Source organism: Enterococcus sp. B2E4, from assembly GCF_030499455.1.
GTDB lineage: Bacteria > Bacillota > Bacilli > Lactobacillales > Enterococcaceae > Enterococcus_D > Enterococcus_D casseliflavus.
Genome location: NZ_JAUKPK010000005.1, coordinates 337644 through 350309, shown reverse-complemented (window position 1 = coordinate 350309; position 12666 = coordinate 337644). Strand labels below are relative to the sequence as shown.

Below are 12666 nucleotides of genomic sequence, written 5' to 3'. Positions count from 1 at the left end.
AGAAATGTTAGAGAAAAGAAAAAAAGAAGCATCGCTGCTTCTTTTTGTAGGTTCTGATTAGTCGACATAGGTCGATTTTGAGTTGTTCAACCATGCATAGCCAAGTCCCATGACCAAGCCACCGCCGATATAGTTACCGATAAAGGCAAAAACTAAATTATGGATCACACTGCCGACAGTCATGCCTGCCAAGTGTCCGCCTGAAGCCCAGAAAGCTAAGGTAAACGCTGGGAAGTTAGCGATGACGTGTTCGAAGCCTAAGAAAGCAAAGATAAAGATGATGAAAATGATTGCTGCGACTTTTCCAGCATCGTCTTTCATCCGCATGCTGACCAACACGGCTGTGTTTACCACGATATTAGCGAACATCGCTTCCACTAAAATTTGGATAGTGGATTTTTCTAATTTTGCAGTGATCGAGGTCAGCATAAAGTTGTCTGCGGTCAGCCCTTGAAAAGGTCCCGTTAGCGCAACGATCGAGCCGAAGATCACCCCGCCGATCAAGTTGAACAAGACACACGTAAGCAAAATTTTCAATGCCAAAGGAATACTTAGACGTTTACGGTAAACCCCAACAGTCATATACAACATATTCGATGTTCCTAATTCTGCGTTCATATAAAGAATCATGACTAAAGACCAGCTAAACATAAATGCATACAAAATTTTTCCTAACCCGTGAACCATTGATTCACCTTTCATAGCGATCGCAAAAGCAATAGCTGTTCCGAGGGTCAAGAATAAACAAGCCATCATCGCACGTACAGCGTAACGCAAATAACTACTCTTGATCAAATCGATTTTCTTTTCTATGGATGAATCGATCTTCTCAAATAATGGGGATACTGGATTCATTTTTCTACTCCTTTTATGAAAAATTTTACTTCGTTATAATTTGCACAATACTTCCATATTCTAATGACGAAATGCTGATTTGTAAAGAGATATTTGAAAATATAAGTAATTAATGAAAAATTTCAAGCTTTGTTTTCATCAAATCCAAAGCCAGCTCCATCTTGACTTTTGCCCCTAGTTTGTCGTATACTATTCCTTGTGTAAAATAATGCAGCAGGAAAATAACAGCTCGTCACCAGTTCGTTGCCCCTCGGGTGCAATTGCGTAACCGCGGCTGCAAAGGTGAAGATTGAAGAACGAACTGCACGAATGTGAATTTTTCAACGGATTATTTTACTCCAAACTATTTTATTGGAGGAACTAAATTATGTCTCGTTATACAGGACCATCATGGAAAATTTCTCGTCGTTTAGGAATTTCTTTATCAGAAACTGGAAAAGAATTGGCACGTCGCCCTTACGCTCCAGGTCAACACGGACCAAACAGCCGTGGCAAAAAATCAGAATACGGCATGCAATTAACTGAAAAACAAAAATTGCGTCATATGTATGGCATGAACGAACGTCAATTCCGTACATTGTTTATCAAAGCAAGCAAAATCAAAGAAGGTAAACACGGTGTTAACTTCATGATCTTGCTAGAACAACGCTTAGATAACGTTGTTTACCGTCTAGGTTTAGCAACTACTCGTCGTCAAGCACGTCAATTAGTAAACCACGGTCACGTTTTAGTTGATGGCAAACGCGTTGATATCCCTTCATACCACGTTGAAGTTGGACAAGTCATCAGCGTTCGTGAAAAATCACAAAACATCTCAACAATCAAAGAAGCAGTTGAAGCAACAGCTGGCCGCGCGTCATTTGTAAGCTTTGACAGCAAAAAATTAGAAGGTTCATTAACTCGTTTACCTGAGCGTGATGAATTGTCTGCAGAAGTTGACGAAGCACTAGTCGTTGAATTCTACAACCAAAAACTTTAAGATTTCAACCGACACGATTCCTTTTGGGAATCGTGTTTTTTTGTGGACTCAACGGATTTACGGATCCCTTTAAGAAGACCCTTTAAAAAAATACAAAAAACCGACAATGATACATCGCTGTATTCATTTGCCGGTTTTGTTCCTATTTTAGATAAAGTTCGCAACAGATTCGCCTTCTTCTTGCTTTTGGCGATAATTAAACATGAGCAGCTCTGTTTGGCGACGTTTGAAAATGATCTTTCGTAAGTTTCGTGGCACGAATTTACGAATGTCTTCTTCATTGTACCCCACTTGGAGCTTGTTCTCATCTAAGATAATTGGTCGTTTCAATAAGTTCGGGTATTTTTCGATCAATGAAAGCAGCTCTTCTAGCTTCAACTCTTCTAAATCAATGTCTAGCTTTTGGTACACTTTCGAACGAGTAGATATAATGTCTTCCGTTCCATTTTTCGTTAAAGAAAGAATCTCCATTAGTTCATCACTATTTAATGGATCGCTAAAAATGTTTCTCTCTTTAAATGGTAGTTCATTTTCGGTCAACCATGCACGGGCTTTACGACATGACGTACAGCTGGGTGTTGTATATAGTGATATCATTTGTTCATTCTTCCTTTCTCTTTGATGTACTTCGATTTTTTGTTTGGTGCTCAACCTTCGATTTGATCGATCGTTTCCTGTTTGACGATATCGGCGATTCGAATATTGATCTCTTTGACTTTCAAAGAAGTCAAGCGGCTAATTTCTTCTAAGACCACTTCTTGGACTTGCGCAAAGAGTTTGGGGATATCTTTGCCGTAAGCCACGATTACTTCCAAATCAACTGCAACCTCTTCTTTGCCAACTTCCACATCAATGCCAGAAGCGACTTGCGGCTGTTCTTCAAGGTTTTCGGTCATATCTGAAAGAAATCTGCCATTTACACTAATCAAGCCATCAATTGACTGCAAAGCGACACCAACAATTGTTTCAATGACTTTCTCTTCAAAGGACAGTGGACTTGCTTGCGCTGCTTCATTAGACACATTCGTTGTTTGCTGATCGTCAGTCATTTTTCACACTCCTTGGTTAAATAAGAAAGGATACTAGAGACATCGCAAAGTCGCATACACGACCTTGTCTAAAGTGGACATTCCTCTTGGGAATTTTTTTCCCTACCTTTCTAGCATAAATTCTTTTTGTTTTTTTTACAAAGAAAAACACTTGTTTTCGGAATAAATTTATCGTGCAAGATAAAATGAATGCGCTAAAAAAATCTCAAAGCATAATTTTCCTGAAATGATTCGTTTTTCTTGACAAAAAAAAAGAAAGCATCTACAACGCTCTCTTTTTTTCGTGTTATTTTGACAAAACTTCCAACGGATCAATCAGTTGGTGTCGCGCTAAACTTGGTGAAAGACTGACTTCAAAATGCAAGTGCGGGCCTGTACTGTTCCCCGTACTTCCCATAGAAGCAATCACCTCGCCTTGTTCGACCGTTTGACCGACTTCCACTAAATTGCGATGATTGTGGGCATACAATGTCGTCAACCCATCTTTGTGCTCAATGGCAACATAATTTCCCCATGAAGAATGATATTCTGAGCGGATCACCGTTCCTGAAAGACTAGCCATGATTGGCGTTCCTTGTGGTGCGGCGAAGTCCACTCCACGATGAAACCCATTGCCTCGCGGACCAAAGACAGAGGAGACAACTGGATTGCTGACAGGATAGATCATCTTTTCGCTGCCTGTCGGTAATTCTGGTTTCTCTTTGTCATAACTCGTCAGGGCATACGCTTCGATCAGCGCATTCAGCTTCTCATTGTATTGTGTATCTGATGCATAACGTCCGGTCAGATATTCCGTGGCGTCTTCATAAGCTTCCGTTTCTGATTTCCAAACACCTTTATAAAAATTCGGATTGTGGTCCAATCCTTCTTTCAACAATTTCGCATAATCTTTCAAAGAAGATTCGATGCTGTCATATTGGCGAAAAGTGGCATGAACTGTGTATAAATTACCAGAACCATCGTCTTCTTGCGTTTGGAAGGAAATCCCATTCCCTTCATAAAGTCCCTTAATACCAAATAAGTTATAAAAAGGCTCCTGGCTCAGACGGCTTCTTCCGCTGCCAGACTCTAAAATCGCTTGGGCAATCATGACCGATGCGTAAAGATCTTCTTCTTGTCCAACTTTACGAGCATCTTCTCCAATCTCCATAATAAAGTCCCACGTTTCTTTGACTGGCGTGACTTCAAATTTTGCTGGCTCATCTTCTTGCGGCGGCGTTACCGTCAACTCTGGTACATTCGGTACTTCTTTGATGTCAGGCGAAGGCTGGCTTGGTGTTGATTCTGGCTCTGGATTTGGTGTTGTCTCTGGTTCTGGTTCTGGATTTGGTGCTGGATTTGGTTCTGGTTCTTCTGGTTCTGGCGCCGGCTCAGGTGTTGGTTCTGGTTCTGGATTCGGCTCAGGATCAGGATTTGGTGTCGGCTCTTCTGGTTCCGGTGTTGGTTCTGGTGTCGGGGTTGGTTCTGGCAAAGGTTCTGGTGTTGGCTGTTCAGGAGCAGGTGTTGATTCTCCTGGAACTACTTCGCCGTTTTCTCCTGGTACCGTTGCGGCATCTCCAGGGACCAAGCCCATGGTTGGCCCGTTCACTCCCGGAACCGTTGACTCAGCTGTATTTTGACCTGCAGTAGACTCGTTCGTCAAAACAGATGCCGCAGCCGATACTGGCAGCATTGTTGAAAATTGACTGGTAATAATGGCAATTGCCATCCATTTTTTTATTTTCATTCGTGAACTTTCCTCCTTTATTCCTCCCTCTATCATACAAAAAATGCAAGAAACTTTGTAATCAATTTTTGCATTCCTATATGAAAAACGAGAAAAACTTGATTTTTCTAATGAACGAATAATCCAAGCCATTCATTTACTCTCTAGTAAAAATACGCAAAAACGGCTCAATCCTTCTCTTTTCGAGTGTCCAAAACAAAAACAGCAGCGAGCTTCCTCCCTGCTGTTTTGATCTATCTTGACTCTATATCGATATATTCCCGATCGTTTGACACTTCTTTGTAGGCGGGACGCATGATTTTTTGTGCGTTGACCAGCTCTTCGATCCGATGGGCGGACCAGCCGACGATCCGCGCGATAGCAAACATTGGTGTATACAGTTCTTCTGGCAGATCCAACATGTTATAAACAAACCCGCTGAAAAAGTCGATATTGGCACTGACTCCTTTGTAGATTTTGCGCTTTTCATTGATGACTTGAGGAGCAATACGTTCGACCATTGTATACAATTGATATTCTTGCCAAGCTTCTGATCCTTTTTCTTGGGCCAATTTTGCCACATAATTTTTAAAAATCGCCGCACGGGGATCGTTGTCGCTGTATACCGCGTGGCCCATGCCATAAATCAATCCTTTACGGTCAAACGCTTCTTTATCTAAGACTGCTTCCAAATAGCTGCGGATCGCCTGTTCATCGGTAAGATCAGCAACGTTGCGCTTCAAATCTCCCATCATTTCCGTCACTTTGATATTAGCACCACCGTGTTTAGGCCCTTTCAAAGAACCTAGCGCTGCAGCAATCGTTGAATAGGTATCCGTCCCACTGGAGGTAACGACTCGTGTCGTAAAGGTCGAATTATTCCCGCCGCCATGTTCCATATGCAAAACCAGTGCCATATCCAATGTTTGGGCTTCTTGGAAGCTATATTCTTTCGTTGGACGTAGCATAGTCAAAATCGTTTCAGCTGTACTCAACTCTTCGGTCGGACGGTGGATATACATACTCTCCCCTTGATTGTAATGATTGTAGGCATGATAGCCATAGATCGCCAAGAGCGGAAAGACACTGATCAGCATCAGACTTTGTTCCAATACATTTTCAATGCTGATGTCATCTGCTTGTGGATCGTAACTTGCCAGTGTCAAGATACTGCGAGATAAGCTATTCATGATATCAGAAGAAGGTGCTTTCATAATGACGTCACGAACAAAATTGGTCGGCAATGTACGTTTTTCTGCTAATAGGCAATGAAAGGCCGCAAGTTCTGTTTTGTTTGGCAGTTCGCCGAAAAGTAATAAATATGCAACTTCTTCAAAGCCAAAGCGTTTTTCATTGACGAACCCTGCAACTAACTCGTTGATGTCAATTCCGCGATAACGCAGCTCGCCACAAGCTTCAATTGGCTTGCCAGCAATGATTTTTTCTGGATAAATGGTGGAGATCGTCGTAAGCCCTGCTAAGACCCCCGTGCCATTTAAATCCCTCAGTCCACGTTTCACATCATATTCTGAATAAAGATTCACATCTATCAAATTGTATTTCTGACATTGCGATGCAAGATAGGACAGCTTCTCTTTCTTTTCTAATCTTTCCACGGTGATGTTACCTCCAATCTTTCTACAAACTATCGACTACAATGTTATTTAACCGTATACAAACATCGTTAAAATAGTCATCCTATAAAATCGTTGCTTTTTAACAAACTTTCACACATTATAGCACGATGTTGAGAAAATGAAATATTTTTCATAAATTTAATTGATTTTTTAAATTATCAACGTATAATTATTCCTAATAAGTACGTTTATCTTCGTAAAAAGGAGGATTCTTATGAAGTGGCAATCTCAACTCACCGTCAATGATACGCAATACACGTATATTGACTTAGCGAAAATCACCCAAGACTTAGGGGCTGATTTATCTCGCTTGCCCTACTCCATTCGAGTTTTATTGGAAAGTGTTGCTCGTCATCAAGACGAGGAAATTACAGAGGATTATTTACCATTTTTAGCGAACTGGCAGGCAGAAACCCCTACTGGTGTCGTGCCATTCAAACCAGAGCGGGTCGTTTTGCAAGACTTTACTGGGGTACCCGCAGTCGTTGATTTGGCTGCCATGCGGGATGCGATGGTCGCTTTAGGCGGTGCCGCAGAAGACATCAATCCTGAGATTCCCGTCACACTCGTCGTCGACCACTCTGTGCAAGTCGATCAAGCCGGTACTCCTGGGGCGATCGCTTTTAATACGGAGCGGGAATTTGAACGCAATGCAGAACGCTATCAATTCTTGAAATGGGCGCAAGGTTCTTTCGACAATTTCGAAGTCGTACCGCCTGAAACAGGGATCATTCATCAAGTCAACATCGAATCGTTATCTGATGTAATCTTGCAAAAAACACACGAAGATCAACGACTGCTGTTTCCTGATACATTGCAAGGAACCGATTCTCACACCACGATGATCAACGGCTTGGGGGTTCTCGGTTGGGGGGTTGGCGGTATTGAAGCGGAAGCTGCGATTCTTGGCGAACCTTCTTTCTTCCCTACGCCTGAAGTCATCGGGGTGAAATTTATCAACGAGATGCCTGCAGGTACCACCGCCACCGATTTAGCACTAAAAGTAACTGAAGTGCTGCGGATCGAAAAAGTGGTCGGAAAATTTGTCGAATACTTCGGTCCTGGCTATCGTCATTTAAGTTTAGCTGATCGAGCAACGTTAGCAAACATGGCTCCCGAATATGGTGCGACTTGCGGTTTTTGTCCGATTGATCATGAGACCTTGAATTACTTAGCAACGACCGGTCGCTCCAGCGAGCTGATCGAACTCGTTGCCGCTTACGCCAAAGCCAACCATTTCTTTTATGATGAAACGATCGTGCCGACCTATACTAAGACGATCACCATCGATCTAGCAGAAGTTCAGCCAGCATTAGCGGGCCCTAAGCGCCCGCAAGATCGGATTTTGCTTCCAGCAGTCCATCAGGATTTTGAACAATCGGTCACGGCTGCCGTCGGTCCCAAGGGCTTTGGTCTTTCAGAGGACGAATGGCAAAAAGCAGCCAGCGTTACCTGGCCAGATGCTACACCTGACAAATTAGTGACCGGCGATATCGTCTTGGCGGCGATCACTAGCTGTACGAATACTAGCAATCCCTTCGTCATGCTCTCGGCAGGCTTATTGGCTAAAAAAGCCATTGAAAAAGGTCTGACCGTCTCTCGTACGGTCAAAACCTCCCTTGCACCTGGCTCCCAGATCGTGACCACCTATTTGCAAAACAGTGGTTTGCTGCCGTATTTAGAGCAACTCGGCTTTTATTTAGTGGGCTACGGTTGTACCACCTGTATCGGAAATTCAGGTCCTTTAGAAGCGCAGGTCGCTGAAGCAATTGAGGCAGAAAATCTACTGGTGGCATCGGTTCTGTCAGGCAATCGAAATTTTGAAGGAAGAATCCATCCACAGATCAAAGCCAATTATTTGGCTTCACCGCCATTAGTTGTTGCCTATGCCATCGCTGGCAGCATTCGCAAAGATCTCACAAAAGAACCGTTAGCTATCGTCAATGACGAGCCGGTGTATTTGTCTGATATTTGGCCTAGCAATGAAGAAGTCAATGCTTACGTTCAAGAGTACGTCGGACCAGAAGCATTTCGCGCTGCCTATGAGCATCTTTTTGATGCCAATGAACGCTGGAATGCGATCGAAACCACCACGAGCGCATGTTATGAATGGGATGAGCAATCCACTTACATCGCTCATCCGCCCTACTTTGAAACATTGACCAAAGAGTTGCCTAAACCAGATGTCTTAGCTGATCTGAAAGTCTTGGCAAAATTGGGTGATTCCGTCACCACTGACCATATTTCTCCTGCTGGCAGCATCAGTATGGATTCTGCAGCTGGAAAATTTTTACAAGAAAAAGAAGTTCCGTATCGTGAATTCAACTCCTTTGGTTCGCGACGCGGCAATCATCAGATTATGATGCGGGGGACTTTCGGCAACATCCGTCTGCAAAACCAGCTAGTGCCTGGCAGTACTGGCAGTGTCACGCATTATTTTCCAACTGGGGAAACCCTGTCGATATTTGACGCAGCTATGAATTACCAAAAAGCTGGTCAAAGCTGTATCATTTTAGCTGGTAAAGATTATGGCATGGGTTCTTCTCGCGACTGGGCCGCCAAAGGAACACAATTATTAGGCGTTAAAGTCGTCTTAGCAGAAAGCTTCGAACGAATCCATCGCAGCAACTTGGTCATGATGGGGATCATTCCGCTTGAATATCTTGCTGGTGAAAGTGCCGCATCGTTTGATTTGGACGGCAGCGAAACATTCTCGATCGCTTTGCCAGAAGAGCCAGTGGTCAAGCAGCTGATCGAAGTCAGTGCGCAACGGATCGACGGAGGGACTGTCTCCTTTATGACCCGCCTGCGCTTTGATGCCCCTGCAGATATTCGCTATTGGAAGCATCAAGGAATTTTACCGATGGTCATTCGAAAAAAAGCTGAATTAGGAGGAACTGCCCATGCCTAACCAAGCAACCCATGAAGCAACGACGATCACCATTCCTTACATTGCAGGAGACGGCATCGGTGCCGAGATTTGGCAGGCTGCGCAACCTGTGATTGATGCCGCTGTAAATAAAGCCTATGACAATCAACGCCGCATCGAATGGCTGGAAGTTTTAGCTGGAGAAGCCGCCTTTGAACAGACGGGGGAATGGCTGCCGCAAGCAACCATCGATACGATCAAGGCTCAACAATACGCCTTAAAAGGACCGTTGACTACCCCAATTGGCGAGGGCTTTCGCTCCTTGAATGTCACCTTGCGGCAAACGCTGGATCTTTATGCCTGTGTCAGACCTGTTCGCTATTTTACAGGGGTCCCTTCGCCTTTAAAGCAGCCAGAAAAAACCGATATGGTGATCTTTCGAGAAAATACTGAAGATGTTTATGCTGGCATCGAATTTGCCAAAGACGACGACGCAACGCAGCGTCTGATCCAGACATTGCAAGCAGACTTTGCTGTCAAGGCGATTCGTTTTCCTAAAACTGCCGCTATCGGCATCAAGCCGATCTCTTTAGAAGGCAGTCAGCGCTTGATCGCTGCTGCCATTGAGTATGCGATCGCTCAAAAGCGGCCCACGGTGACACTGGTGCATAAAGGCAATATCATGAAATTTACAGAAGGCGGCTTTAAAAACTGGGGCTATCAGCTTGCAGAGACCACATACGCCGACCAGTGTTTTACAATGAATCAATACAACAAAATCAAAGCAGAAAACGGCTCAAAGGCAGCCGAAGCCGCCCTTGCCTCGGCAAAAGCGGCTGGGAAAATCGTTGTTAACGACGTGATCGCAGACAACTTTTTACAACAGATCCTTTTGTATCCAGAAAAATTCGACGTCATTGCCACTTGTAATTTGAACGGCGACTACATTTCTGATGCACTTGCTGCACAAGTCGGCGGCATCGGGATCGCCCCCGGTGCCAATATCAACTACGCTACTGGGGCAGCCATCTTTGAAGCTACCCACGGAACAGCACCGGATATCGCAGGACTTGGCAAAGCCAATCCCTGTTCGCTGCTGCTGTCAGCGTGCATGCTTTTAGAACATTTGAACTGGCCAGAAGCAGCTCAAATCCTAACACAAGCCATTGAACAAGCCTTGCAAAGTCAACACGTCACTGCCGACTTCGCGCAGTTGATGCCAGAAGCGGTCTGTTTAACGACACAAGCGTTTGGTGAACACCTCCTTCAGTTGATCCATTCGTAAACTCAAGCTGTGATTGAGTCGGCATTTGCCTGCTCAATCACAGCTTGATTGCGTTTTCACCTTTTGGGAAACTATACTTAGAGCATGAAAGGGGGAATTCATTTATGAGTGAATTCAACATGAGAAAAATCGGTCAGCAGATCGCTGCCAAACGCAAAGAAAAAAATCTGACCCAAAGCAACTTGGCCGACCAGTTACTTGTCAGCTATCAGGCGGTCAGTAATTGGGAGCGGGGCAACTCACTGCCGGACATTGAAAAATTGCCGCAGCTAGCAGCGATTTTAGACCTATCCATCGATGAGCTGTTAGGGAAGCCAGCAGCTGCGGTGCAACATTATCAAGCAGGAACCGCACAGCCAGAAGAAATCGCCGAACTAGCTCCGCTGATCAAACCGCAAGAATTGTCAGCGTTGATTCAAGAAGAACCGTTTCAAGAAACTTCTTTAGATTTAGACTTATTGCCTAGGCTAGCACCTCATTTGACCAGCGCAGACTTGCAGCACCTGCTAAATGGTGCCGAGAATATCCCAGAAGAGTTACTGGAAGAACTCCTGCCGTTTTTGAAAAAGCCCCAAGTAGAAGAGCTCCTGAAAGGTAAGCACTATTCCATGGCTTTTTGGGAAGAGGCGGCGCCCTTTTTACCCCCCAACTTTTTGGCGGGAGAAATCAAAGGCTGGCTTGAAAATCCTGACTTCCGCTTTTCTGAGATTGAAGAACTGCTGCCCTTTTTACCTGCGCCGTATCTGGATGAACTCCTGCTGACCGCCCTGGAGCAGCCAAACGTTGCCGCAGCAGAACGCTTGGCTTATGATGAAATCGAAGAACTGCTGCCGTTTCTAACAGAAGCAACGATCTGCCGGCTCGTTCAAGCACTGCCCTTCTCAACAGATGAGCTGGAAGAGATCGCCCCTTTCCTCTCCTCAAAGAACTTGATTGTCCTTTTAAAAAAGGACACTAAAAAAACAAGATTCTTCTTTACTTTTGGTAAACCACCGTTTATAATTTCGTTAACCAAATAAATTAATTTTAGGTTAACGAAATTATTATTAGAGAGAAGGATTCGATGAAATTATCATTGCGTGAACAAATCCATGCCGCTTTATTTGCGATCATTATTGCTGGTCTTTCCCAACTGACGATTCCATTAGGTTTGATCCCATTGACAGGACAAACCTTTGCGATCGGGTTGGCGGTGACTTTCCTCGGCACGCGAACAGGAACGATGGCGATCATCATCTACTTGCTGTTAGGATTGATTGGTTTGCCCGTTTTCGCTGGTTTTTCCAGCGGTGTCGGTGTTTTGTTAGGACCAACTGGTGGCTATTTAGTCGGCTTCCTCTTTAATGGATTGCTTACTGGATTGATCGTAGAAAAAACAGCGTTTCGCTACACAGGAGCAGTGATCGGCAATATTGTCGGTGCGCTGGCAACTTTGTTGTTTGGTACATTGTGGCTGAAGTGGAGCACGGGCATGGCATGGCCGGCTGCCTTTAACGGTGGCTTTGTTCTGTTTATTATCCCTGGGATCATCAAAGCCGTTGCCGCAGCTTATCTAGGCATCTTTTTAAGAAACCGCTTGGCGCAACCATTGGCTTTACGTTAATAAAAACACTCGCGTCATATGCAGCGATTCCCATCAGTTAGCTTTTTCGTCTAACTTTTGAAAATCGCCGCATCACGCGAGTGTTCTTTTTCATTTCTTCCCCTCTTCAATCGAGAGCTGCGGCCAAATTTTCTGCCACTGCTTCATCGCTTGGCGTTGTCGATAAACCGCAAGATACTGTTCATTTTGGGCAAAATGCGGTGTTGGACGCACCCGAAAACTGCAAATATCCTGCCAACCAAAAGGCGCCATCAATTCAAGCTTGCCTTGATTCATTCGTGCCGCTACCGCTGTACAACGCTCTGGAAACTTCGTTAAAGCATCGAAGGTGCTTGTATAAGGCGGCTCCTCGGCAAAATTATGTTGGTGCATCAACGCTTGGTTTCGAACCTCCCAAGGAAATTCGGGAAACGAACGGCGCAGTTGCGCTTCGATCGCTGCTGTTTCTTCTATGCTTACAGTCGGATCATAAAACACGACATCAATATCGGTTATTGGCACCTCCGCTATTTTCCCACTGAGAAACCCCCATAAATAATTCCGCAGGTACCCAGCACACAGCCAGCAATCCGACAGCTGCAACGCTTCAATGATCGTAAGCAGTTGTCGACATTCACGATTTTTTGCAAACAAGTTCTGGATCGCTTGTTCCTTCATTGGCGTCCTCCTCTAATGGGTTCAGGC

At 44.4% G+C, this 12666-nt stretch carries 11 protein-coding genes; 5 read left to right on the top strand and 6 right to left on the bottom strand.

Going from position 1 to position 12666, the window contains the following annotated elements; all coding sequences use genetic code 11:
- Positions 1–57: 57 nt before the first annotated feature.
- Entirely contained in the window at positions 58–855 is a 798-nt protein-coding gene (locus tag Q1X33_RS05745) for a formate/nitrite transporter family protein (RefSeq protein WP_005227159.1), read from the bottom strand.
- Between the two features lie 367 nt (positions 856–1222).
- On the opposite strand from Q1X33_RS05745, the gene rpsD reads away from it, so the two are divergent.
- Entirely contained in the window at positions 1223–1834 is a 612-nt protein-coding gene (rpsD, locus tag Q1X33_RS05740; protein ID WP_301969579.1) for a 30S ribosomal protein S4, read from the top strand.
- Between the two features lie 147 nt (positions 1835–1981).
- Here the strand turns inward: rpsD and spx are convergent, their stop codons facing one another.
- From spx to Q1X33_RS05720, 4 genes are all read right to left on the bottom strand, one after another.
- The gene (gene spx, locus Q1X33_RS05735; RefSeq protein WP_010748641.1) at positions 1982–2431 is read right to left on the bottom strand and encodes a transcriptional regulator Spx; all 450 of its coding nucleotides are present in this window, start codon (positions 2429–2431) and stop codon (positions 1982–1984) included.
- Between the two features lie 50 nt (positions 2432–2481).
- Positions 2482–2883 carry an Asp23/Gls24 family envelope stress response protein gene (locus Q1X33_RS05730; protein ID WP_005227156.1) on the bottom strand — a complete coding sequence of 134 codons (402 nt, stop codon included), beginning with the start codon at positions 2881–2883 and terminating at the stop codon, positions 2482–2484.
- 286 nt (positions 2884–3169) lie between these two features.
- The gene (locus tag Q1X33_RS05725) at positions 3170–4609 is read right to left on the bottom strand and encodes a peptidoglycan DD-metalloendopeptidase family protein (RefSeq protein WP_301969578.1); all 1440 of its coding nucleotides are present in this window, start codon (positions 4607–4609) and stop codon (positions 3170–3172) included.
- A 233-nt stretch (positions 4610–4842) separates the two neighbouring features.
- Positions 4843–6204 carry a citrate/2-methylcitrate synthase gene (locus Q1X33_RS05720; protein WP_005227154.1) on the bottom strand — a complete coding sequence of 454 codons (1362 nt, stop codon included), beginning with the start codon at positions 6202–6204 and terminating at the stop codon, positions 4843–4845.
- A 235-nt stretch (positions 6205–6439) separates the two neighbouring features.
- Between Q1X33_RS05720 and acnA the strand changes: the two genes are divergently transcribed.
- From acnA to Q1X33_RS05700, 4 genes are all read left to right on the top strand, one after another.
- Positions 6440–9136, top strand: coding sequence for an aconitate hydratase AcnA (gene acnA, locus Q1X33_RS05715; protein WP_301969577.1), 2697 nt, complete (start codon positions 6440–6442; stop codon positions 9134–9136).
- On the top strand, positions 9129–10379 hold the full coding sequence (gene icd / locus Q1X33_RS05710; RefSeq protein WP_034868873.1) for an NADP-dependent isocitrate dehydrogenase: 1251 nt from the start codon (positions 9129–9131) through the stop codon (positions 10377–10379). The genes acnA and icd overlap by 8 nt, the downstream gene beginning before the upstream one ends.
- Positions 10380–10483: 104 nt before the next feature.
- A complete protein-coding gene (locus Q1X33_RS05705; protein ID WP_005227151.1) occupies positions 10484–11398 on the top strand; it encodes a helix-turn-helix domain-containing protein in 915 nt (304 codons plus the stop codon).
- A gap of 44 nt (positions 11399–11442) precedes the next feature.
- Positions 11443–11982, top strand: a complete 540-nt coding sequence (locus Q1X33_RS05700; protein ID WP_005227150.1) for a biotin transporter BioY — start codon at positions 11443–11445, stop codon at positions 11980–11982.
- A 90-nt stretch (positions 11983–12072) separates the two neighbouring features.
- Here Q1X33_RS05700 and Q1X33_RS05695 read toward each other — a convergent pair whose 3' ends face one another.
- Complete coding sequence (locus Q1X33_RS05695) at positions 12073–12639, bottom strand: nucleotidyltransferase family protein (protein WP_005227149.1); 567 nt, start codon at positions 12637–12639, stop codon at positions 12073–12075.
- Positions 12640–12666 lie beyond the last annotated feature (27 nt).